Annotated in this window: 22 protein-coding genes and 9 tRNA genes; 9 read left to right on the top strand and 22 right to left on the bottom strand. The window is 56.1% G+C overall.

Features of this window, described 5'->3' with window-relative positions:
- The first annotated feature begins 885 nt into the window (after nt 1–885).
- Complete coding sequence (locus O3S85_RS17385; protein WP_269542093.1) at nt 886–1,344, top strand: DUF6985 domain-containing protein; 459 nt, start codon at nt 886–888, stop codon at nt 1,342–1,344.
- A 146-nt stretch (nt 1,345–1,490) separates the two neighbouring features.
- Nucleotides 1,491–1,964, top strand: a complete 474-nt coding sequence (locus O3S85_RS17380; protein WP_269542092.1) for a hypothetical protein — start codon at nt 1,491–1,493, stop codon at nt 1,962–1,964.
- Between the two features lie 75 nt (nt 1,965–2,039).
- Here O3S85_RS17380 and O3S85_RS17375 read toward each other — a convergent pair whose 3' ends face one another.
- A complete protein-coding gene (locus tag O3S85_RS17375) occupies nt 2,040–2,207 on the bottom strand; it encodes a hypothetical protein (protein WP_269542091.1) in 168 nt (55 codons plus the stop codon).
- A 16-nt stretch (nt 2,208–2,223) separates the two neighbouring features.
- Here O3S85_RS17375 and O3S85_RS17370 point away from each other — a divergent pair, with 16 nt between their 5' ends.
- A complete protein-coding gene (locus O3S85_RS17370) occupies nt 2,224–2,457 on the top strand; it encodes a hypothetical protein (protein WP_269542090.1) in 234 nt (77 codons plus the stop codon).
- Between the two features lie 21 nt (nt 2,458–2,478).
- Here O3S85_RS17370 and O3S85_RS17365 read toward each other — a convergent pair whose 3' ends face one another.
- Both O3S85_RS17365 and O3S85_RS17360 read right to left on the bottom strand, forming a co-directional pair.
- Nucleotides 2,479–3,525: a LacI family DNA-binding transcriptional regulator gene (locus O3S85_RS17365; RefSeq protein ID WP_269542089.1), complete on the bottom strand. Its 1,047-nt coding sequence runs from the start codon at nt 3,523–3,525 to the stop codon at nt 2,479–2,481.
- A gap of 108 nt (nt 3,526–3,633) precedes the next feature.
- The gene (locus O3S85_RS17360; protein WP_269542088.1) at nt 3,634–4,983 is read right to left on the bottom strand and encodes a sulfatase family protein; all 1,350 of its coding nucleotides are present in this window, start codon (nt 4,981–4,983) and stop codon (nt 3,634–3,636) included.
- Nucleotides 4,984–5,093: 110 nt separating this feature from the next.
- Here O3S85_RS17360 and O3S85_RS17355 point away from each other — a divergent pair, with 110 nt between their 5' ends.
- Nucleotides 5,094–6,464, top strand: a complete 1,371-nt coding sequence (locus tag O3S85_RS17355) for a GH1 family beta-glucosidase (RefSeq protein ID WP_269542087.1) — start codon at nt 5,094–5,096, stop codon at nt 6,462–6,464.
- Between the two features lie 21 nt (nt 6,465–6,485).
- On the opposite strand, the gene O3S85_RS17350 is transcribed toward O3S85_RS17355, so the two are convergent.
- The gene (locus tag O3S85_RS17350; protein ID WP_269542086.1) at nt 6,486–7,103 is read right to left on the bottom strand and encodes a PEP-CTERM sorting domain-containing protein; all 618 of its coding nucleotides are present in this window, start codon (nt 7,101–7,103) and stop codon (nt 6,486–6,488) included.
- Between the two features lie 109 nt (nt 7,104–7,212).
- Between O3S85_RS17350 and O3S85_RS17345 the strand changes: the two genes are divergently transcribed.
- Nucleotides 7,213–8,670, top strand: coding sequence for a sulfatase-like hydrolase/transferase (locus tag O3S85_RS17345; RefSeq protein ID WP_269542084.1), 1,458 nt, complete (start codon nt 7,213–7,215; stop codon nt 8,668–8,670).
- Nucleotides 8,671–8,673: 3 nt separating this feature from the next.
- Here O3S85_RS17345 and O3S85_RS17340 read toward each other — a convergent pair whose 3' ends face one another.
- The 13 genes from O3S85_RS17340 to O3S85_RS17280 all read right to left on the bottom strand — a co-directional run bounded on the left by O3S85_RS17340 (nt 8,674) and on the right by O3S85_RS17280 (nt 15,698).
- A complete protein-coding gene (locus tag O3S85_RS17340; protein WP_269542082.1) occupies nt 8,674–9,855 on the bottom strand; it encodes an aldo/keto reductase in 1,182 nt (393 codons plus the stop codon).
- 383 nt (nt 9,856–10,238) lie between these two features.
- A complete protein-coding gene (locus O3S85_RS17335) occupies nt 10,239–10,544 on the bottom strand; it encodes an HNH endonuclease (RefSeq protein ID WP_269542080.1) in 306 nt (101 codons plus the stop codon).
- A gap of 106 nt (nt 10,545–10,650) precedes the next feature.
- Nucleotides 10,651–12,168, bottom strand: coding sequence for a slipin family protein (locus tag O3S85_RS17330; protein ID WP_269542078.1), 1,518 nt, complete (start codon nt 12,166–12,168; stop codon nt 10,651–10,653).
- A gap of 504 nt (nt 12,169–12,672) precedes the next feature.
- Nucleotides 12,673–12,750, bottom strand: a tRNA-Thr gene (locus O3S85_RS17325).
- Nucleotides 12,751–12,753: 3 nt separating this feature from the next.
- Nucleotides 12,754–12,824: transfer RNA gene (locus tag O3S85_RS17320), tRNA-Phe, on the bottom strand.
- 3 nt (nt 12,825–12,827) lie between these two features.
- A tRNA-Asp gene (locus O3S85_RS17315) sits at nt 12,828–12,901 on the bottom strand.
- Nucleotides 12,902–13,423: 522 nt separating this feature from the next.
- Nucleotides 13,424–13,499, bottom strand: a tRNA-Cys gene (locus O3S85_RS17310).
- Between the two features lie 43 nt (nt 13,500–13,542).
- Nucleotides 13,543–13,617: transfer RNA gene (locus O3S85_RS17305), tRNA-Gln, on the bottom strand.
- An 86-nt stretch (nt 13,618–13,703) separates the two neighbouring features.
- Nucleotides 13,704–13,781 (bottom strand) — tRNA-Glu (locus O3S85_RS17300).
- A gap of 195 nt (nt 13,782–13,976) precedes the next feature.
- Nucleotides 13,977–14,065: transfer RNA gene (locus O3S85_RS17295), tRNA-Tyr, on the bottom strand.
- A 4-nt stretch (nt 14,066–14,069) separates the two neighbouring features.
- Nucleotides 14,070–14,144, bottom strand: a tRNA-Phe gene (locus O3S85_RS17290).
- A 59-nt stretch (nt 14,145–14,203) separates the two neighbouring features.
- Nucleotides 14,204–14,277 (bottom strand) — tRNA-Trp (locus tag O3S85_RS17285).
- A 1,271-nt stretch (nt 14,278–15,548) separates the two neighbouring features.
- Complete coding sequence (locus O3S85_RS17280; RefSeq protein WP_269542077.1) at nt 15,549–15,698, bottom strand: hypothetical protein; 150 nt, start codon at nt 15,696–15,698, stop codon at nt 15,549–15,551.
- 150 nt (nt 15,699–15,848) lie between these two features.
- Between O3S85_RS17280 and O3S85_RS17275 the strand changes: the two genes are divergently transcribed.
- Genes O3S85_RS17275 through folB form a run of 4 tightly spaced genes read left to right on the top strand, consistent with a single transcriptional unit; the run spans nt 15,849 to nt 18,555 of the window.
- A complete protein-coding gene (locus O3S85_RS17275; protein WP_269542076.1) occupies nt 15,849–16,619 on the top strand; it encodes an ABC transporter ATP-binding protein in 771 nt (256 codons plus the stop codon).
- Entirely contained in the window at nt 16,616–17,386 is a 771-nt protein-coding gene (locus O3S85_RS17270; protein ID WP_269542075.1) for an ABC transporter permease, read from the top strand. Before O3S85_RS17275 ends, O3S85_RS17270 begins: the two co-directional genes overlap by 4 nt.
- Nucleotides 17,373–18,203: a dihydropteroate synthase gene (gene folP / locus O3S85_RS17265; protein ID WP_269542074.1), complete on the top strand. Its 831-nt coding sequence runs from the start codon at nt 17,373–17,375 to the stop codon at nt 18,201–18,203. Before O3S85_RS17270 ends, folP begins: the two co-directional genes overlap by 14 nt.
- Nucleotides 18,196–18,555 (top strand): dihydroneopterin aldolase, encoded by a 360-nt coding sequence (gene folB, locus O3S85_RS17260; RefSeq protein WP_269542073.1) that lies wholly within the window; start codon nt 18,196–18,198, stop codon nt 18,553–18,555. The genes folP and folB overlap by 8 nt, the downstream gene beginning before the upstream one ends.
- Before the next feature lie 3 nt (nt 18,556–18,558).
- On the opposite strand, the gene O3S85_RS17255 is transcribed toward folB, so the two are convergent.
- The 5 genes from O3S85_RS17255 to O3S85_RS17235 are packed head-to-tail and all read right to left on the bottom strand — an operon-like array spanning nt 18,559 to nt 22,906.
- Complete coding sequence (locus O3S85_RS17255) at nt 18,559–19,896, bottom strand: tetratricopeptide repeat protein (protein ID WP_269542071.1); 1,338 nt, start codon at nt 19,894–19,896, stop codon at nt 18,559–18,561.
- Nucleotides 19,896–20,546, bottom strand: coding sequence for an energy transducer TonB (locus O3S85_RS17250; protein WP_269542068.1), 651 nt, complete (start codon nt 20,544–20,546; stop codon nt 19,896–19,898). The genes O3S85_RS17255 and O3S85_RS17250 overlap by 1 nt, the downstream gene beginning before the upstream one ends.
- The gene (locus tag O3S85_RS17245) at nt 20,546–20,965 is read right to left on the bottom strand and encodes an ExbD/TolR family protein (protein ID WP_269542067.1); all 420 of its coding nucleotides are present in this window, start codon (nt 20,963–20,965) and stop codon (nt 20,546–20,548) included. Before O3S85_RS17245 ends, O3S85_RS17250 begins: the two co-directional genes overlap by 1 nt.
- On the bottom strand, nt 20,962–21,549 hold the full coding sequence (locus tag O3S85_RS17240; RefSeq protein ID WP_269542066.1) for a MotA/TolQ/ExbB proton channel family protein: 588 nt from the start codon (nt 21,547–21,549) through the stop codon (nt 20,962–20,964). Before O3S85_RS17240 ends, O3S85_RS17245 begins: the two co-directional genes overlap by 4 nt.
- Complete coding sequence (locus tag O3S85_RS17235; protein WP_269542063.1) at nt 21,542–22,906, bottom strand: MotA/TolQ/ExbB proton channel family protein; 1,365 nt, start codon at nt 22,904–22,906, stop codon at nt 21,542–21,544. The genes O3S85_RS17240 and O3S85_RS17235 overlap by 8 nt, the downstream gene beginning before the upstream one ends.

Raw genomic sequence — 22,906 nt, 5'->3', positions numbered from 1 at the left:
TTTTCCCATTCAACCAGTATGAATAAGGACAAAAATTGTACAAGCAATTTATGACGAAAACTTCGCTGACAATACACTAGGTCTTGTGTGCAACCTATCAGACTGAGCCCTGAAGGGGCGGCAGCAACCAAGTTGATGAAGCCGTGCTTTCAGCACTCCAATGATGTGTGGATCTTTATTCCTAGGGCTGCGCTTCGTCACTTTGCTCCTCGCTGACCCTAGGCTAATATGAGCCCGCGCCCTTGGCGCTCAGAATGAATGTCAGTTGGCCCTAGCTAACTACCGGCCACCGTTTCCCCAACGCTCTTCGACGATTCCGCCCGGCCCGCATGCCCGACGGAAGCTTCTCCATGCGGCAAGCACGCCAACCGAAGCAACTGGGCCAAAATAGCGTTTCCCTACGCTATGTTTTGCAAAAGCCCTATGCTTCTTTTCCGAAAAGCCTACTGGGTCTTTTTCAAAAAGCCCTATGCTATGTTTTCAAAAAGCAGCATGCTGTGTTTTGAAAAAGCCACTACTGTTGTTTCTACAACACAGCCACTGTTGTTGAGGCAACATAGCCACTGTTGTCGTACCAACAACAGTAGTGGCTTTTTTGAATCTCCCCACCGAGCTTTTCGAAGACCACCGAAACCACCTGCTCAGCCAATCAACACAAACAGAGCTTCGACACAAACTGCGTTGATTGAACAGCACTCTCGTCACCCCCAATCATTGGCAATCCGCCATGAGCACAACCATTAGTCACAGCCAAAATCAGCTGTTCCATAACATGCTGAAATCTTGACGCACGGTGGCATATACCATGAACTTCTCGGGCAAATTGACGAAAGACCAAAAAGCTAACCTCACACACGACACCACCATCTACCTGCTACTAAAACCATGAAGAAAGAACAGTTCACACGTGATGGAAGTTACGGCTTTCAAGTCTATTCGTGGGAAGAAAACATCAAGACCGACATTGGAGAGTTCGGGGTTGAAATCCAGATAATGGATGGGAGTTCGTTGGATCAGCAATTGCTCGATATGATATCCACTCTGATTGAGACTGGAAAAACGAAAACCCTAGCCATTCGAGACCATATTTACGCAAGCTATAAAGCGTTTGCCGATGAACAACCTGAATACCTGGAAGATCTCGATATACCTACAGATCTTACCAAGAATCAAGTCATGGAGCATGTTGACTCGATGAATTTTGTTGTCCTCAAAGATCCTGAAGCGGAAAGAACACTTGATAGCTTCATCCACGTCAGACCGATATGGGATGAAGAGCACACTCTGTATATTCGCTGTGAGATCAATTCACTCACCGTGTTTGACCCGATGTCAGGTGAGTGACCTCAAAGAGCTTAGCATCCAACCCTCACTGACCTGCTGATTTATCACAATTCGCAATATTCTACGCCTTCCCGCCTCATCCCTAGCACCCAGCAAAACCCCAACGCGAAATAACGCTATTTTTCTAAAAGCTAAAGCAAGCATGTATGGAGATTAAACCCAAGTTCTTGCATCGACTTATGTTTGGTGAGTCGTCCCGAAGGAATTATCGTATAGACGAGGATCAAGAGGTATTCGAAGTATTTGAGATAACTTCAAATACGAATCAACTATTGAAAACATTGAGATTTCGCGAGTTGTCTCACCTAGAATACTATGAAGATACAAATGGAAACAGCCGCATTGAATTAGCAACCAATTCTGGCGAAACATTCCTGTTGAGTTTATTCCTTAGAGGTGAAGAAGACGACGGACCAGGAGTCGGCAATAACTGCTTCAAAATCTCAAGCGTCAACGATGAAAACCCTGTTGAGATTGTGGAGATGTTAACCAAGAAGCTTCGGATAAGACTTGGGAAAACAGCGATTGAAATGAAGAACCCAGTTCAATGCACTGCGTGCGGCCAAAAGATTCCCGAAGGTGTCGATAAGTGTATTTATTGCGGTAAGCGATTTGACTGAAACCTTTCGAATCAAACCAAGACAGTTAAGGACTTTCGATGAATTACTTCCCCAGCCTATCGCATCAAATCACCCCTAGCACAGAAACAGCTCTGTAAAAATGCCGACTCCTCCCCCACTTCCCAGCAAAAGCGGGCCGCCACCACTTCCTTCCACACGCGTGCCGCCACCTCTGCCGACAGGGTTGGGGCGCAAGGCGGAGACATGCCGCTCAAATGCGATCACCGTGTCGGTCTTAGGCACCCTGTTATTCTCAGCCGTGGCACTGGTCATTGCCCTGGATGGTAGCAAAACGTGGGATCTGAAACTCTTTGCAGCTTGCATCGCGCTGTTTAGTTGGATCGGGTTGATCGGCCTGATCCTCAGAACGAGACAGTATGCCTGGGCAGCTTATGTAACGTTCGGCGTCATGCTGCTGGGCTTTCCTATCGGCACCATCCTCGGTGTCTACGGAATGAAGTGGATGCAGAACATCTACCCCAAACCCAAGTAACCGCGCAAGACTGGCTTGCGCCTAGCCTTTCGTCATATCTGTCGAGCCACGGATGACGAGCTCGTGCTTGAAGCGCTGGGTCTTGGCTTCGGGGAGCTCGCCTTCTTCGCGGTATTCGAAGAGATAACGGCAGGCTGCGGTGACCATCTCTTCGATCGGGATGCTCATCGTGGTCAAGTCGGCGTGGCTGGAGTAAGGGTCGTTGTCATAACCGGTGACCATGACATCATCCGGCGTGTGCAGGCCAGCGCGATGCAGAAGCGTCATCAAGCGGTTAGCGGAAGAGTCCGACCAGCAGAAGACGACCGGCTTTTGGCCAAGCTTCTTGGACTCCTGAAGGAAGTCGAAGAGCTTGGTCTTCTCCTCGGAATTCTCACCAAAGTCCGATTCCGGAATCAGCAGTGAGTCCTTCTCGGGCAAGTTTTCCGACACAAATTTGGAAAAGGCGCGCTCACGACCGCCCGAGACCTTGGAGCGCTTGACGCTGGAGACCATCGCCATGCGACGGCAGCCGACCTCATCGAACAGGTGCTTGATGATGATCTTCATCGAGGCCTCATCGTTGTCCACGGCTTGGAAGAGCCCGGACATTTTCGGCATCTTGCGGCGGATCAGGCCGACGGCCACGCCGTTCTTGAGCAGTTGCTCAATGTAGTCCTTGTATTGGTTCGGGCAGAAAACGACCAAGCCCTTGCAGCCCAGCGAGTAAACCCCACCGCTGTTGCTCGGATCGATGCGGCGCAAAATGTCCTCCTCGGCAAAGAGCTTGCAGTCGTAGTCGCGGTTGGACGCGATAGCGCGGAAGGTCGAAACAGCGCGGTTGTAGAAGCCGTCGTGCATGCAGCCGGCCTCAGGCAGTACGATGCCGATGGAGCGCGTGGTCATGCGGCGGGCGGCAGAGACGTTGCCGAGCAAGTCGTAGTTTAGCTCGCGTGCAACCTGACGAACTTTCTCACTGGTGGACTCGGAGATATCGCCTTTGTTGTTGAGCACGGAAGATACCGTGTAAATGGAATAACCGGATGCCTGGGCGACGTCGCGGATGGTGGCTCTACGTTTTGTTTTCATGCGCTTGTTAGGTCTAACTAACAGCATAGATTGCCCTAACGAAACAACCGAAAACTTCGTCGATACACCATAAATTCACACACCAAACGCCATCAAGGGCGTGATGTCTCACGGCGCGGTAGACGTTGTTCCCGTCTCATCGATGACGTGCCCCCATTTGGCGCACAAGTCCGGGCCGTATTCAAAGGCATCCCCCTGGCGCACCAGCTCGGCGTGAAGCTGGCGGGCCAACTGCTCGCGAACAGCCGCGTAGGTGTCGTCGTCGATGCGGTTGATTAATTGATACGGGTCCAACTCGTTATCGTAAAGCAACCAGGGACCCTCACGCGTCTCGGCATAAGTATAGCGCTGGGAGCGAAGCCCGCGGTATTCGCGACCGCCCCTGGCGCGCTGAAACTCTCCCGATGGATGGTAGCAGGCCAGCAGCGCAGCATAGTCGGGGTCGACAGGGCCACCTCGCGCGGCCTCGGCAAAGCTTCGGCCCTCCAGTGCGTCATCGAGCGGTAGCCCACAGAGGTCGAGCAGCGTCGGCTGGTGGTCGAGCACATCGATCAACGCATCGGATACGCGGCCTTCGCGCCCCAAGCCGACAGGCCAGCGCATGAGGAAAGGTATCCGCATCGACTCCTCCCAAGGTTTCTGCTTTCGCTCCTGCCCCTGAGAGTGCAACATGTCACCGTGGTCAGCCGTGAAGACGAGGATCGTATTTTCCTCCAACCCGGTCTCTGCCAGCGTCTGCCGCAAGCGGGCAAACTGGTCGTCCAGCGCGGTACAGTGCGCGTAGTAGCCGGCCAAATCCATACGCGCTCTTTCAGCACGATCAGCAGGGATGTTAGGCGGCAAAATAATGTCCTCCGGCCGATACATTCTTCGGTATTTTTCGGGTGCCGAACCGTAGGGGTCATGCGGCGGCCCCCAGGAAAGCATCATCAGGAAGGGCTTGTCGCCGGGCTTTCTTTGGCGCAGGTAGTCGCAGGCCTCGGTGGTTTGGGCTATGGCGTCGTAGCCGTCCCAGAGTTTGCGCTCATCTGAGGCACCCTCGTAGTAGGGTGAGTGGTTATAGTTGTGGGTACATTCTAGCACTTTCCAGTGGTCGAAGCCGCGCTGACGCTCCGGCGGAATGAAGGCTTCGCGACCATGCCCTTCGATGTGCCATTTCCCGATGTAAGATCTGTCATATTCTGACTCGGCAAAACGCTGCGCAATCGACTTACGATCGTGCGGCAGGCAAACGTCGTTCAAAAACACGCCATGGCTGAGCGGCCGTTGGCCACTAATAAGCGTCGCCCGGGCGGGGCAGCAAACGGGCACGCCGGACACCGCCTTACGGAAGTTAACCGCCTCACTGGCAAAGAGATCGAGATGCGGTGTTTTGACATTGGGGTCACCGGCGTAGCCCATTGCTTGGGCGCGCCACTGGTCCGCAAACACGTAGAGCACATTGGGGGGAGTTGGCATATTTTCATTACGTGATAGGTTGCGGCAAAGCACAACCCGAATTTGCGGCTCCATATCCAAAGCGCGCATTGGTCTTGAATTCTCGAAGGAGGTCCCCATTACCTAGCGCCATGAGTTTTAAACCCGACATGGTCTGGGGTGCCGCCACGGCGTCCTATCAAATTGAAGGTGGCTGGGATGCAGACGGCAAGGGCCCGTCCGTCTGGGACCGCATGGCGCGCTGGCCGGGCAAGGTCAAGTTTGGCGACACCGGTAACGTCTCCAGTGATCACTACCATCGCTACCCGGAAGACGTCGCGATCATGAAGGAGATCGGCCTGCAGGCCTACCGCTTTTCGCTCAGCTGGCCGCGCATCATGCCCGAGGGCAAAGGGGCCGTCAATCAGGCTGGGCTGGACTTCTACAGCCGCCTCGTCGACTCCCTGCTGGAGACCGGCATCACGCCTTGGGTAACGCTCTTTCACTGGGACTACCCGCTGCACCTCTTTTATGAAGGCGGCTGGATGAACTCCGCCAGCCCCCAGTGGTTCGAGGACTACACCGAAGTCGTCGTCAAGGCCCTCGGTGACCGGGTGAAGCATTGGATCACCCACAACGAGCCACAGATGTTTATCGGCCTGGGTCACGAAGTCGGCGAACACGCGCCCGGCATGAAGCACCCCCGCTCCGACTTGGCGCGCATGATCCACCACACGCTGCTCGCGCACGGCAAGTCCTGCCGGAAAATCCGCGAGCACGTCGACGGCGCGCAGATCGGCTGGGCAACCGCCAACGGTGCCTTCCAAGTAGCCGACCCGAGCGATGAAGGCGTGGTCGCGCAAGCCAAGGCAGACCTGTTCGACTACACCGAAACCGGCGTCATGGCCTTCCAACCTGCCGTGTGGAATGACCCGGCGTTCTTCGGCAAGTATCCCGAGAACTTCTTGCGCCTCCATGGCCAATCCCTGCCCAAGGGCTGGGAGGAAGACATGGCCGCGATCCAGCACCCGCTCGACTTCTCCGGCTTCAACACCTACAACGCCGCGCGCCACTACTTCCGCAACGAGCAGGGCGAAGTTGCCTTCGAAGAGCCCTGGCACTTCGGCAACGGCTTCCCCCGCACGCACTTCCAATGGGCCATCACGCCCGAGTGCCTTTACTGGACAGCTGTCGCCTTCTACGAGCGCTACCAGGCACCGATCGCAATTCTGGAAAACGGCCTCAGCGGCGCGGACTGGGTCCATACCGACGGCAAGTGCCACGACTACCACCGCATCGACTTCCTGACGCGCTACTTGAGCAACCTGCGCCGTGCCGCCAAGGACGGCGTCGACGTCGCCGCTTATTTCCAGTGGTCCCTGCTCGACAACTTCGAATGGGCCGAGGGATACAATCACCGCTTCGGCCTCGTCCACGTGGACTATGAGACCCTCAAGCGCACGCCCAAGGACTCCGCCTACTGGTACTCTGAAGTGATCAAAAGCAACGGGACGAATTTTTAACGTCCCGTTGCCAGGTTCCAATTACTTACGGCGGCGATAGGCCACTAGGCCAAGAACAGCGGCACCCGCGATCAGCGCGTAGGTTCCGGGCTCCGGCACTGGCGTCACATTAACGCTCATCAGAATCTCGTAAGCGTCCGTGCCGTTAGCGGGATTCATGGTGAGCGTCATGCCGTCAAACGCGTTCAGCTCGCTCACAGTCCACCATGAGCTCATGTTGATCGCTCGTTTATCGGTAAGATCGAAAAACACGAGACTCGAGGTATCCGCGCTCGGCAATGAGGGCTCATTGTCGAAAATATAGGCCAGCATGAAACCACCAGTCGCGCTGGGGCCAATACGCCCCTCGGAAGCAAAGTAGGCAACATCGCCATCGATGGTCGCATCGATCAAACTGGTCTGGTGAAAATCAGTGGGCAGGCCAAAAGATGAGTCCGAGGAAAAGGACCAGTAGGATGAACTCGCGTCGCCCACCGCGGTAATTGTCGCGCCCTCGATAATCTCAGCTGCCTCCAAAGAAGTCTCCACACGATGAATAGGCCCGGTAAGAGTGAGCGTCGTTTGGACAATCGCGTTAACAGATAGAGTCGAAGCGCCAATTGCTGCGCCGACCAATAGTACATATTTGGTAGATGCCATAGGTTATTGTTTTGGTTAAGCGCTATTCCCTATGCAATTAAAATGCCGGTTTGTAATAAATTTGCGCTAGCCACCAAATTTTGTGTGGTTAGCGTAAATATATCTCGTTATGACCCGCATCCAAGACCAGGAGATTAAAAACGTTCTCTTCATCTTCACCGATCAGCAGCGCATGGACCAATGCGGCTGCTACGGCAACCCGCTGACGCGCACGCCGACGTTTGACGCCCTGGCCGAGAGCGGCGTGCGGTTCACCCATGCGATGTCGCCCTCCCCCGTTTGCACGCCGGCGCGGGGGTCGATCCAGACCGGGCGGCTGCCGCACAACCACGGGCAAATCTTCAACCCGGAGTTTAAGCGCAACGGCGGCGAGCGGCACATCTCGGAAGACAACCCGTTCTTTGCGCGTATCTTGAAAGACCGCGGCTACCGTTGCGGGCATGTCGGCAAGTGGCACGTGGGCGGCGACATCGACCCAAACCCGAACCACCCGTGGAACTACGGCTACGACACCGACACGCCTTACTTCTGGGGCTACGGATTTCCGATGCAGAACGAGCATTACCTGGCCTACCTGAAGGAGCTCGGCGTCGACGGCTGGCAGCTCGACCACCAGATCGTCAATCGCCATGGACGCCCGTTTGCCTCGATTCAAAAAGGCCCCAAGGAGGCGGCCATTCCGTTTTACCTCGCCCACGAGACGAAGAAGAAAGTCGACCAATATTGCGCAGGCGATGACCCATTTTTCCTGAGCATTAATTTCTGGGGACCACACGCGCCCTACCATCTGCCCGAGGAAATTTACTACAGTTACAAGGATGTCCACTTTGAACCGGACGATAGCTGGGATCACGGTTTCGAAGGCAAGCCGCACATCCTGGAGCAGCTCAGCCGGCAGTGGGGCTTGGACGCGATCGACCGCGAAATAATGTCCACCCTGCTCGGTCTCGACGCAGCCTACACGACCGCCATTGACGAGGCCTGCGGACACGTGATCGACCGCCTGCGCGAGCACGGCAAGCTGGAGGAAACGCTGATCGTCTTTACCTCTGATCACGGCTCCTACAACGGCACGCACCGCGGGTGGGACAAGGGCATCGGCATGTATGACTGCCTGACGCGCATTCCGATGATCATCTCCAACCCCGCGATCAAGCCCGGCGTTAGCGACCCGTTCGTCAACCTCGTCGACCTGACCGCGACCTTCCTCGACGTGGCGGGCGTCGACGCGAGTGAACACGGTATGGATGGCCAGTCACTGCTGCCGCTCGTGGACCCCGGCGAACATCGCCCGGCCTTCGACGACAAGGAATACTTCATCGCTGCGCACCCCGGTCACATGGTCGACTGGCACCAGCGCATGGTCCGCTCGAAGCGCCATAAATACATTTTCAACTTCGGCGCGAAAGAGGAATTTTACGACCTCGCGAACGACCCACTGGAACTGCACAACCGCATTGACGAGCCGCAGTTTCAAAACGAGATCGACCACATGCGTAATAGCCTGCGGGAGTGGGTGGAGGATAACAACGACACCTACGCTCAGCGCCTGTTTATGAAGCATTAGCGACTAAGCGCTCGACTTCGGCTTGCGCTCTTCGCCCTTAAACATCTCGTGCGCCTCGCGCAGGATGTCGGGGATTTTCTTGGCGAACGGATGGCCATTGAGCGCCTTGATCATCGCTTCGTCCTCAAAACCATCGGCCTTTTGCCCGGCCATCCAATGCCCGCCGTTGCCGATCATGCCGTAGCGGTATTTGCCGTAGCCATCCATATCGAGGCCCTTGGCCAGCGTCCACAAACGCAAGATGTATTGCACATTAACTTCGCCCGGAACTTCCAGATAAGTCGGCAAACCTTCCGTGTAATGTGGCCACCAATCATCACCCAGCTCGGCCTTAATCGCAGCGTCGATACGTGCCTCGATTGGCGAGATGACGGCATCGATGTTATCGTAATGCTCCAGAGCATCGATTTGCGGATCATATTGGTCCGGCTGCGCAACGCCCACGCTGAGCGTGTGGACCTCGGGGCGGCGCAAGCAAAACAGTGAGTTGAAGCCCATCGGCGTCAGCGGCGCACATAGATCGACCAGCTTTTGCGGTGGGTTAAAGAGCTGCCCGCCCTTATCATTGGGGCTAATGATGAACACGCCCATGTCGTGCCTGGTCGCGGCTTCGACAGCGCGCCAGTTCGTCTGGTTAATGAAATACCAGTGTAGGTTCACGTAGTCGAACTCGTCGGTTTCGATGGCCTTGATAATGGTGTCGCACGGCGCGTGGGTAGAGAATCCAATGTGCTTGATGCGGCCTTCCTTTTGCCAGCGACGCGCAACCTCCATGCAGCCACCCGGGCGCACGGTCCAGTCGATGAGGTGCTCCAGGTTAATGCCATGAAAACCAAACAGATCCAGGTAATCGCAGCCTAGGCGGTCGAAGGTGTCGTTGAGGATTTTCTCGAATTCCTTCGGGTCCTCCTGCGGCGCCACCTTGCTCTGCAAAATGTATTTCTCGCGCGGAATGTCTTTCAACAACCACCCCAACTGACGCTCCGAGCTGCCGTAGCCGCGAGCGGTCTCGATGTGGTTGATGCCGAGATCCAACGCGCGGTGGATGCAGCTCGTGATTCGCTCCTGCTCCTCCTTCTTGATTTCGTCACCGGGCACATCATCCCAGCTTTGCTGATAGCGCATGCCACCAGCGGTGATGACGGGCATTTGAAGTTCGGTTCGGCCAAATCGACGGTAGTGCATAACAAGATAAGTTCGGGATAACCCATGACACAGAAGCCCGTGCCGACGCAAAGGTATAATCCCATGGCGCCACTTTTCAACCGCCCCATCGCATTCGCAGTGCTTCAAAGAATCACAACAGTCGAACGGCGCGTGGTGCGGAGAGGATGCGTCACATAAAAATTGATGGGCGACCCGGCCGACCAAAAAGGCCGGGCCACCCTTTTCCCCTTTTCACTATGCCTATTTGGCGAAAGTCAAAACAGCAAACGTGCGTTCTGATACAAATGTCAGTTACGTCGTCATGTAGGGCTCGCGCTTGCGCGACGCCGCCATTGCCTCAGCACCAGCAGGATGCGGCATCGCGCAAGCGCGAGCCCTACAAGATAAGGACGGCGCGCCTCTTACTTATCCGGCTTACGGCCCTTCGGCGATTTCATCGAAAACGTAAAGCCGTCCTGCTTGCGGACCCAGCGGATCCACTTCTCCATGCCCGGTGCGGTCCAGAGTTTTTCCAGCGTGTTGTATTCGTCACGGAGCTCGAGATTCGAAAACAACTTATGGACCTGGTCGCCGCAGTTTCGGCAAACGTCGATCGTATCCACCCCACCCTTGGAGCGCGGCACGAGGTGATGCTTCTCGGCATGCTTGGCCGGAGTCAGTCGTCCGCAGAGAGAGCAGATGATGTCTTCCTTGATTTTCTTCGACATGGCGCGTCGGTTACTTTGTCCGACAAAGTTAATTTTCGTAGCGTACATTTCAAGCATGGCGGTTATTAAAAAAAAGCCCCGGAGTCGTTGGGCCTCCGGGGCCGGATTAGACTAGTTTGACGATGCTCTTGGTGAGCCCCTGCCCATCCCCAACGAAGATTTGCAGGTTCGTCTTTTCAGCGATCTTTTCGACCGTCTCGAGCTCGCGCAGGCGCAGGAGCATCGGGTTGTCTTCGATCATTTTCGCCGTGTTGAGCTGGCTGCGCATGGCGGCCGTTTCCTCACGACGCTTGATGACGTTGGCCTGAGCGGCCTTTTCGGCTTCGATGACCTGGTTCAGGAGTTCCTTCATGTCACCCGGCAGGATGACATCGCGGATCCCCAGCCCCTTGACTTCGAGCCCGTAGCCCGCCGCCTTCTCCTGGATGGACTTCAGCGCGTCGTGCGCGACTGCAGTCTTGTCCGAGAGAAGTTCGTCAAGCGTGCGTCCGCCCACTTCCGCGCGGATGATCAGCTGTAGCTCGCGGTAGAGCGCCTGTTCGGCGTCCTTCACGGTTTCAGCCGCCTTGCGGACATCAACGATGCGGTAGGTCAGCACGGCGTTCAGACGAAGGGTGACCTTGTCTGCCGTCATGATTTCCTGACCGCTCACATCGAGCACTTGCTCACGCAAGTCGTATTGGCGGACACGGACGTTGCCCACATCCTTCCAGAACGCGTAGCGGCCCGGAGAGAGAAGTTCAGAGAACTTCCCGTCCTGGTAAAGCACGCCCTGCTCGGTGTCTGCGATGTCGTAGACCGCGAGCTGGCGAAGCGCCTCCGCGTGCTTGAAGATGACGTCGAGCTCATCGTAGATGAACTGCGGCATCGTCGCATCGACCAGGTTGACGCGGGCCTCGCTGCCTTCCTTCAGGTAAGCGTAGAGGCCCGGGCCAAGGATGCAATGGAAGCGACCGCTGAACCACACCAGCGCACGCTGGGTGTCCTGCACGTCGACGAAGGATGCGACCGCGTCAAGCTGCCCGCCTTCGCGGAGCTTTTCGAGTTCGCTGTCCTGCATCGGCAGCCACGGGAGGGCGAAGGTTTCGCGGCGAACGGTCAAGCCGTTCTTCCAGTAGCCAATCGTTCCCGGGCCGAACACGGTGTGGAAACGGCCATCCACGTAAACGACGCTCCCGAGGTTTTCGGGCGTTTCGTATACGTCAAGGAATCGCTTCGCAACGGACGTCTTCAGGATGACATCGGCTTCGTCGTGGCGGAACAGGATGTTGCGCACATCCATGACTTCCACGCGGACATCGACGATGGTCTTCCAGTAGGCGTAGAGCCCCGGCTCGAGGATACCGTGGAAACGGCCGTCCAACCAAACCAAAGCACGCTGCGTGTCCTTCAGGTCGACGAACACTGCGTGCTCCTGGATGGCGGGAGATTCGCGGAGCTGACGCAGCTGCGTCGCCGGCATTTCGATCCACGGCTTGCCCTGCCAGAGCTTACCGATCGTGACTCGCCAGAGTGGATCGAAGTACCAGGTGCGACCCGGCTTCAGCAGCTTCACGAAACGTCCGTCACGATAGACGAGACCGAAGTGCTCGTACGGAATAGTAACATATTTGATCGGAATCATTTTCGTGTTGGGTTGAGGTTTTGGTTGATGGCGAATTGAGAATGACGAATGACGAAAATTCATTCGCCATCCGCCATTAGCTATTCGCCATTAAATTAAAAGTGGGCCCGCGGAGAGTCGGGCAAAACGATCAGCCACGCGGCGAACTCGCGGGTCCGCGCTTAAGGAAGCCGGTTGGATGGGTTCAACATTGGCGTCTACTTTGCGACGCAGAGTATTTCCGCGAAAGGAGCACCCTCAGGCGCGCCCCAATCGCATCCATACCCGTCGCCGCGCCATAGACGCCGCGGTCTCCCCCAACCAAGCAGCAACCGGTATCCGCGCAAACGCTAGCGGCCGCGGCGCTGGCGACAGAGAGATTATTGCTAATCAATCCGCCGCCGGTCTTTCACGTAATACCCGGGTCTCCCCTTGGGCTTCTTTTGGGCATGCGTTCCTCTCGTACTTGCATTGCTAGCTCCTTAGGCTAGTGGCTTTTTTAGAGTCTTAACCGTGACTTCCTTTTGGAGGATAAGGAGGGATTCGAACCCTCGACCTCTGGTTTACGAGACCAGTGTGCTAACCTGACTGCACTACTTTTCCGATTGCTGTTCGGGAATCGAACCCGAGACAGATGGATTTTCGATCCACTGCTCTACCAACTGAGCTAACAGTTCTCTTGGCGAAGATAAGCGGAATCGAACCGCCGCGCACTCGCTGACTGCGAGCTGCTCTACCACTGAGCTATACCTTCCGTTGCCTATGGTTTTTCTCACATCGTTTAGAATGCCTGAACGGAACGGCGAATCGACAAGCCCGACTCCGGACGCGAAACGCCGCCGTCGACCAATGTGGAAAGTGTTTTATTTCGTGCACTGAGCACGCAGAAATTCATGTGGTCTTTGAATGACCGGGGCTAAGCATAGCCGGCGTTGAATGACACTACGAGATGGGTTTTATAGAGATGGACTGGTCCCGATTCTGATCATGTCTGAGCCCGCTGAAGACGAATCATATCTCGTTTCTTATTCAATGTTCGGCTATGCGATTATTGTGTGAATTAGCTTATCACCTATGCCCGGACAACTTCACGATGAGCGACCGCTCTTTCGCGAAATAACCCGAAACCGGGGATGAGTTTAAGTGCAGTTTATACATCATGGTGGTTTTCATATTTAGCAGTTCAGTATGCTTCATAACCTCAGTATATTCAGTATGAAGCAGGTGGTGAATTACACAATCGCCGCTAGATTATCATGCGGTATGAATCTTGAAGTGGAGGCGCCGCCGGGATTCGAACTCGGTAGAGCGGACTTTGCAGGCCCGCGCCCTCGCCATTGGGGATCAGCGCCGAAATATTGCGGAATTCGGATTGCGGAATTCGGAATTAAATAGTGGCTACGGGAGAAGGGCTTGAACCTCCGATAGCAGATTCAAAATCTGCGGTGTTGCCAGCTACACTATCCCGTAAAAAATGGCGGGCACAGCCGGAATCGAACCGGCGTTTTCGCATAGACAATGCGTTGTCCTAACCACTGGACGATGCAGCCGAAACATGGAAGCGCAGACGGGACTCGAACCCGCATTCAACGATTTGAAAAACCGCTGGCTTTAACCAATTTGCCTACTGCGCCATAAAAATTTGCGCCGCCGTCTGGTTATCTCCGCACCCTGGCAGAGGGCCATTTCCTGGTTTTCCAACACAGACGGCGGCAGGCTAGCTGATAAGCTACTTGCGTTAGTTCCTTGCGATAAGTCTATCGCAGCAGGTCATTTAGGTGAATTACAGAAATGCCCGACGTTTATCATACGCCGAGCCTCTTCAAATATGGTGGACAGGGCTGGACTCGAACCAGCAAGGGTCGGTGACCAACGGGTTTACAGTCCGCCGCCGCTACCAATTACGGGCTACCGGTCCAGATTGGTGGGTTGGCGCGGAATCGAACCACGGCCTCCTAGGCTTCAACCAGGCGTGCAGACCACCTATACCACCGCCCCACTAATTCAGTTCAATACGTGAGAAACGCAGTTTCTCGGTTCCAAGGCACGCCTTGGTTGGCAGGAAGAGAAGGAGTCGAACCTCCGGCTCAAGTTTTGGAGACTCACGTGTTGCCGCTACACCATCTTCCCACTTGGATAAGTGATATATCATGTAAAATTTGACTAATGAAAACATGGGGATTTCTAACATTTAGCCTAACTATGCTAATGTGCGCATTCGTGTACGGCGCTCACTTAAAAAATAAGGCGAATAGCCACCGACCAGCCGATTTAATATTCACGGGCGGCGAATACATTCCGGTCGAATTGCCAAACATTCCAAAAGAACCCTGCCATTGGGATACACCATTATCACAACCAAGCTCGAATCTACTGTTCGATGTTTTCACACCCCCCACAATATGGTGGGACAATAAGAGATTCTCATTTATAACTTTAGGGGGATGCTGTGGTTTTTCCATTCAACAGCTTCCAATTCGAGAACACGCCCATTCACATTAGTAAATTCCTCTCATCTGAATAAGCCGCGCACGCCATTACCAGACGTGCGCGGTCTTAATATTACATATATAAAGCACTGCATGTTTCGCCCCTCTCGCGGTTTCCGGGAATGGCCGGTTGCGCGGTTTGGACGCCTTTTACGAGACGTTTCACCTGACATTGGGCGGCCAGGGCGCCGTTCAACTGTTGCTTTAAAGACAAAAAATGCCCGAGTGCTTTTGGTGGGACGACTCGGGCTTCACTGGTAAAAAGATAACTCATTTCAGTTATTCCTTCATAAACCGTTGGCTGCGTAATTGCAGCCTGGGTGAAGCACCACCCCTCGCCGATTGGCGAATACCTGCCCAAGCTGACTTCGGCTCGCTGGCGATTAAATCGCCGGAGTCTCCGAATCGCTCGAAACAGGATGGTATGTGGTTAAAATATTGCATGACGTAGTTGGCTGGAATGCTCGGAATAAAATCTGAGCGAAAATCATCTGTCAAATAAAAATATTAAAATTTTTTATTTTATATTATTTTAAATCACTAAACAAAGCTCCGCCTGGGCGGCCAAATTGCAGTTTTTGCAAGTCAGCGCCGTCAGTAGCGCACAAAAAAACCCGGGAGCATTGGGTGCTATCCGGGCCAGTCGAAAGTGTGTGTTTTATTGCTTCTATCGCTTATTGCGTAGTCGTAATGTTGATTGCAGCACACGCTGGCCCCGTCCCATCAGGCTATAGCCGACCCATTGCGGATTCTGGATAAAATCCTGATGGGATCCCTCTAAGCAGGATGAAACTGTGAGTCGCGTGATCATTGTTCGTGAAAGATTCTGATAAAAATCCATTAACGCGCTGCGTCAACGGCGAAAATTTATCTTTCCTCCAAGCCTGATTAAAGCCTGATCGGCAATGCTACCTAGTGCTCACCGAGGTTAATTACCGCAACGCCGATCGCCCAGCACAGCACGCCCAAACGACGTGATACCTGCCAAAGAACACTGGCGCAGCGCTTAAGAGCGCCGGAGTGAGCGGCTGGAGTGGTGGATGTATTTATTGCGGTTTTCATAAAAGGATGATGCAGAGAAGCCATTTATTACGTTAACTCAAGTGATTTTTTAATCTTCACCTAAGCGTTGCATAAGGAACGACACATGCTAGGTTTCGCTCGTTACGCCTTGCCGACTGCTAATCAGAACTTTATGCATCCTGTTCGCGAATGACGACTGAGCCACAACTGCGGATTGAAAACGTTAGCAAACGCTATGCCAACGGGAATGCAGTCCTGGAAAATTTCTCCATCGATATCGACAATGAGGATTTCATTGCCTTTATCGGCCCTCGCGGCTGCGGGAAATCCACGATTCTCCGACTGATAGCGGGGCTAACTCCGCTCACCGCTGGCAAAATTTCGTTTGCCGGGGGCGAAAAAGACCCACACCGGGCGTCTTTTATCTTCCAGGAACCAGCGCTGCTGCCCTGGCGATCCGTGGGGAGCAACGTCGGCCTGCCACTCCGGCTCAAGGGCGTCAGCCCGGATTTGGTTCAAGAACGCGTCAAGGACGTCCTCAAGGTGTGGGAAATCAACCACGTTTCCGAACGCTTTCCGCTACAGTTGAGCGCGGGTATGAAAATACGCACCGCCCTGGCCCGAGGACTCGTCACCCAGCCGCGCTGCCTTTTGCTCGATGAGCCCTTTGCCGCGGTCGACGCCATCACCCGCAACAAACTCTCGGTCGACCTCATGAAGGTTCGGCAAAAGCACCACTTTTCCGCGTGCCTGGTCACCCACTCAACGGCAGAGGCAGTCTTCCTGGCAAACCGCGTAGTCGTGCTCGCCGCCAACCCCGGACGCATTGCGGAGGTTATCGACGTCCCCGAACTTTACCCGCGTAAACTGGCCTGGCGTGAAACCGACGCTTTTCAAGAATCCGTGAATCAGGTGCGCAATGCCCTCAACCGCGTGCAGGAGGACGCCAAAAAGGCATGAGCTTAAAATTTATTTTGCCCATTATCGTCGCCGCCCTGGCACTCATCGTATGGACACTGCTCGCGCTGATCGACACCGAGCTGAACTCCTTTCCCGGCCCGCTGGCCACCTTTAACGCGTTGTGGGCCGACCGTGGCGCGTTGTTCGCCGCGCTGGGGGTTGACACCGCAGCGATGGTGCTTGGTTTCCTGCTCGCCGTTACTTTCGGGGTGCTCACCGCGATCGCGCTCATGACCTATCAGGGCCTGCGCCTCGCCTTAGCTCCGTGGATGACGATTGGCCGCATGGCCCCGGTTTTCGCGCTGGCCCCCTTGGTAATCATAAGCCCGCTGCCAAGCTTTCTCGTGTTACTGATCGTGACCACTATTGCGTGCTTTTTCCCCGTCGTGTCGGTCGCGACCCCTGCCCTGCTCGCCACGGACAAGTCGTTACTGGATCTATTTAAGACCTACCGCGCCAGTTACTGGCAGGAGATCACCATGCTGCGCCTGCCGCACGCCTTGCCCCAACTGATGACTGCATTTAAACGTGCGGCGATTTACGCGCCAATGGCCGCGATCACCACGGATTACCTGCAAGGCCTGCTGGCGAGCAAGCCCGGCCTCGGCCGCTTGTTGGGTGAATATTATGTCGCGCAAAACTACGCCGGTGCCACCGCACTTTGCCTACTGGCCGCGGCGCTCGGCGTCGTCATGGCCGGCGCGGTGCATGCCATTTCCGCGTGGACCCTAATGCACTGGCACGACAACGAACATGGGCACGCCTGATCTAAGCACCCGCCGCTGGGCTCCACCCGTGTGGGGTGCGCGCACCTACCTGATGGGCATTCTCAACGTGACGCCCGATTCCTTTTCCGACGGCGGGCAGTATCTCTCGCCAATCGACGCCTTGGCCCAGGCGCAAGCGATGGTCCGTGAAGGCGCAGACATGATCGATGTCGGGGCAGAATCCACCCGACCGGGTGCGGACACTATCCCGGCAAAAGAGGAAATCGCGCGTCTGCTGCCCGTGCTATCGGCGCTAACGGAGACACTGGAAGTCCCCATTTCGGTCGATACCTACAAGGCAGCCGTCGCCCGCAAAGCGCTGGAAGCGGGTGCCCATGTGGTCAACGATATCTGGGGGTTCCAACACGATCCAGCCATGGCCGAAACCGTGGCGGAGTTTGGCGCCGGTGCTGTTCTCATGCACAACGGACGCGGCGCGGAATACACCGGCGACATCGTTAGCGAGGTAAAGCGCTTCCTCGAACAGTCCGTGAATATCGCGACCGGGGCCGGCGTCGATGCCGCCCTCATCGTGCTCGATCCCGGTATCGGCTTTGGTAAAAGCGTTGCCCAAAACCTCGAGCTGATGCGCCGACTCGGCGAACTTCGTTCACTCGGCTTCCCACTACTCCTCGGAGCCTCGCGCAAATCCGTGATCGGCAAAACGCTCGACCTCGACGTGGATCAACGCCTGGAAGGCACGCTTGCGACCAGCGTGGCTGGCGTGCAACAAGGCGCGGACATCATCCGCGTTCACGACCTGCAAGCCAACCAGCGCGCCGTCCGCATGGCTGATGCCATTTACCGCCATGGATAGAATACACCTGCGCGACATGGCCTTTCATGGCTACCACGGCTGCCTGGACCACGAACAGCGCGACGGCCAAACCTTTCGCGTCGACCTCACGCTGCATCTTGACTTACGCCCAGCCGGCCAAAGCGACGCGCTCGAGGACACTGTCAACTACGCCGAAGTCTTCGCCACCGTGCGCGGCATTGTGGAAGACGAACGCTACGACCTTATCGAACGCGTTGCCGAACGTATAGCGCAAGAGGTGTTGACCAGCTATCCATTGGTTCAGGCAATCGACGTCACTGCGCGCAAACCGAACGCCCCGATTATGGGCGATTTTCGCGAAGTCGCAGTCGAGATCAGTCGCGCGCGATAAGTCTCACTCTTGCCCCGCCAGGCGCTGGACATCCTGCAGGTAGCGGGCAACACGCTCTTCGGGGCGCAAAGACTGCGCTCGGCGCAATGCATCGGCGGCAGCGCGCCACTGCGATTGCTTTACGTGAACCCGCGCCAGTTCCAGCCAGGCATCAGCGGCGACTTCGTCAATTTTCACTGCGCGCTCGAGTGTCACTTGCGCCTCAGCAAAATGCCCCAGTTGCAGTTGGGCATCGCCAAGCAGCAGCATCGTTTGCCCGCTCAACGGGTCACGAGCCGCCGCCTCGGAAAGCAGACGCTCGGCTGCTGCAGGCTCGCCGTTGAGCAGCTTTAGCCGCCCTTGCAAACGGAGCAGTTGATTCATACCTTCGCCTGAAAGCCCCTCGCCATACTGCTGATAAACCACCGCCAGCAACGACTCAGATTCTTTAACTGCGCCCTGCTGCGCGAGCAACTCGGCAGCCGACAGCATCTGCGTAAGCGTTGGCTTTTGTTGCTGATTCAGCGAAGCTAAAAATGCCTGAGTCGCACGATGCGGCAAACCAAGCGCCAGGTAAGCGCGCCCCAGTTGAAGGAGCGCCTGTGCATTGGCCAGCTCGTGCAAACGCAGCATCTCCAGATGCACAGCCGTGTTCTCCCAATCTTCGAGCGCAATACTGGCGTTGACCGCAATCCGGCGCGCCTCGGGGTGCTTCGGGTGATCGCGCAAATATTGCTCAGCAACCAGCAAGGCCTCTTTCGCACGATCGAGCTCAATCAGGCATTGCGCCCGCCCCAGTTGCCAGTTCGCGCTTTGCGCAGAGAGAAACGCGGCCCGCTCATAGCCCGGCAAAGCCGTGGCGTAGTCGCCCTCTTGGAAATGACAAAACGCCAACGCACCGATGCACTCGGCGGAATGATCGCCGCGCTCGATCGCCGCGCTCAGCGCCGGGATGGCCTCACGCGTTTGCCCATCTTGGGCCAACATGAGCCCCAAATTTCGCCACGCCCGCACGAAGCCCGGCTGTTTACGCAGGGCCTCGCGGTAAGCATTTTCGGCGGCAGCGAAGTTGCCCGTTTGCAGGTAAAGATTGCCCAGCGTGTAATCAAACGCGGCGCTGGAGTCCGGCGTCATGGCATCGCGTAAACGGCGGGCAGCCTCCGTGAGTTGGCCCGATTCGATCAATGGCAAAATGGATTTAAGCACCTCCTGCTCGGCCGAGGTCACGCTGGGCTCACGCGGGCCGTCGAAGCCATAGCTGCCCAGAAAGCGCGCCTGCATCAGCGGGTCTGACCAGGAAATTTGCAATTGCGCACTCGCTGCCTGCGCCAACAGCACGAAGATGAAAATCGTAAAACGCATTAGAAATGAAGTGGAAATAGATAACTGGCCGTAACCGGCTGATTGTTGTGCATGGGCGGCTCAAAGACGCATTTTTCCGCGAAACGCTTCGCGTATTTTACCAAACGCTGGTCATCAGCATCTTTCACTTCGATGACGCTCACGTGGCCCTTGGGACTGATCAGCACGCTCAGCACTACCCGACCGGACACATTCGCGCGCTGTAATTCATAAGGTTTGGTATTGGGCGGACTTTGCAGAAGCTGTGGCGTGCGGTCGAGGTCAACGACCTCAAAGATAGGCATCTCATTGAGGCCGGACATTTCAACAGGAAAATTCTCAACGTCGGCCAGGCCAGTCACCACACCTCTGATCGCTGGCGAATTCGTTGGCAACCCTTCAAGCTCGATTGGTGCGCCCAGTGGACGCGGAGCAGCGGCCACGGCCTCAGCCGCGTTTTGCATCGCTACGGTCGGCGGCTCGGGGGGTGGCGGCTCGGGCGGCGGCAGGTTAACGGTTCGCACCTGGGCGGGCTCGGGTGACTCCGGTTCTTCAGCCAGCCAATGGCTAAGCGGCACCACCAGGGTAAACAAAGCCCCCGTGGTCAGCACCGCCCCAAAAAAGGAGAATACTTTGCGACGCAAAGTAATCAAGTCGATGGCTTGGCTCATCAAGGCCCCTCCTGCCTGGCGGCGATACTGACTGATGGCGCACCGGCAATGGTCGCTTCATCAATCACGTTTACAAGCACATCAGTTGTCACGGTTTTGTCGGCGATCAGCACGACCGGGCGTGGCGCACGCTGGCTATACCGGCGCACGATCATGCCCACTTCACTCAGTGAGACCGGACGCTCATCGTGAAATATCTGCCCGTGTTCATCAATCGCGATCAGGATGTTTTCCGGGTCCACTTCGCTCGCGGCATTCGCCGTTGGGCGGTCCACTTTCACACCGGTCTCCTTCACAAAGACCGTCGTGACCACGAAGAAGATCAACAGGATAAAAACCATGTCGATCAAGGGCGACAGGTTGATATCCGTCAGTGTCGGCGGCTTAATGCGCGACTGTCGGCGTGCACGCAGACTCATGCGGCCTCCTTTCGCATCGGGCGCAGGCCAATGCTTTCGACGTGCGTGATTGCCGCCGCCCATTCATCCCGACGACGACGGAGCGCGTATAACGCCATGTAGGCAGGGATCGCGATGATGAGCCCCGTTTGGGTGCTGATTAGCGCCTCGTAAAGTCCCGATGCCGCACCCTCAGCGATACCGCCGCTGGATAATGCCAGTTGGCGAAACGTCGCCAGCAGTCCCGTCACCGTACCCAGCAAACCGGCCAATGGCGCGGCGCTGGTGAGAATCGCCAGAAAGGCCATCCGGCGATCCAGGCGCTGCAAAATATGGCGACGCAACGAGTCAAAACCTCGCGCGCTATCAGCAGGTGTTGGCGCGGACAACGGCCGGCTCAGCTCGGGAGGTAGCTTGTCAGCGGTTAAATCATTTTCCGACAGCTTCAGCAAACGCGCCAAAGGCCAGCGGCTCGCATCGCGCCAAAGCTCGAACGCGGTATAATAAATGACCAGCGCGAGCAGCGCCAGAAACGGCATTAGCCAGCCGCCCTTTTCCCATACCGGCCATACTTCCTGCAAAAACCACTGCGACAGATCAGCCATCAGCGCTTTCCTTTTTCGGCTCACCCGGCAGGGCATCAATGAAACGCGTCGCCACACCCTCGAGGTCAGAGGTCAGGCTCTGCGCGCGGCGTGATAAAATCGCGTGGGCGATTAGCGCAGGAATCGCGACGAGCAAACCAAGCTCAGTCGTAACCAGCGCCTCGGAAATGCCGCCAGCCATGGGCCGCGCCTCACCACTGCCGTAAACGCCAATCATTCGAAAAGTCGAAATCATCCCTGTCACCGTGCCCAACAGCCCCAACAACGGTGACACCGCTGCAGTTACCGCGAGCATCGCCAGCCCGCGCTCCCAGCGCATTTGCCAGCGGATGACATGCTCAAGCAACACGTCTTCCAAGACTTCACGTGGCTGCCCCAAGCGATCCAGCGCCGAGCTAAGCAAGGATTTCGCGGGGTCCCTCATCTTGTTGATCTGCTCCTTGGCTTCATCGAGTTTGTTCGCGGCCAGATCACTCAGCACATTTTCAAACTCAGCGTCTCCAGGCAGGCGAACGATACCGATTTCGCCGATTTTATAAAACATAACGAGCAGCGCCAATCCCGCCAGGGTCAAAATGGGCCACACCCAAACGCCTCCCGAGGCCAAGTGGTCGGCGATATCTTCCGACTCCTGCACCAAGAGTAAGGCGCGGCCATTACTAGCATCTAGCGGTAGGCTCGTCGGCTCGCCGGCCATGGCTTTGCTAAGTGAAGTGATGTGGGCTGGGTTATTGAATGCGGCAACTTGCGGCGTCAGCCCCTCTTCATGCATGGAAAACCCGGCGACCGATCCGTTGCTAAAATAGCTCATCGGCCCCCACAGCAAAAATTGACCGGCGGAAATTTGTCCGTTGGGTCCGGCGGCCTCCCCTTGTAATACACGGCCACCGCTTGCCTCCTGCAAACTTTGTAATCCAAAGTTAAGGTAGGCCGGGGCCTGCTTTGCTGCCTGGTCATCATCAATCGGTTCACTGCCGAGCTCTTCCATGAAGGCCTTGGCGTCAGCGGGATGCAGGTTCGTCTGAAGGTAAATGCGGTAGTCTTCCAGCGCCGTTTGCAGCGAGGCAAATTGCTGCTCCAGCTCCACCAACTCAGTGCGGCGTTGCTCGTAGTCCGCCCCCTGCTGCCCGGCAGTTAGTTTCAGCATCTCATAATTACGCCGCTGCTCACGCACCTTGGCTTCGAGCGCGTTGTATTGCTTGAGCAATGCCGCTTTCTCCACCGCGATATCCGCGCGCTGTTTGCGCAGGCGTTCGATGGCCGACTTAAGATCTGCCTGAGCGGCATCCGCAATCTCGTCCGCCCCCAAATATATCGGTGCCAACAACGCCAGTAGGAATAACAGAAAATATCGCAT

Origin of the sequence: Cerasicoccus sp. TK19100 (genome assembly GCF_027257155.1) — a bacterium.
Lineage (GTDB): Bacteria > Verrucomicrobiota > Verrucomicrobiia > Opitutales > Cerasicoccaceae > Cerasicoccus > Cerasicoccus fimbriatus.
This window is presented reverse-complemented; position numbering and strand designations above follow the sequence as displayed.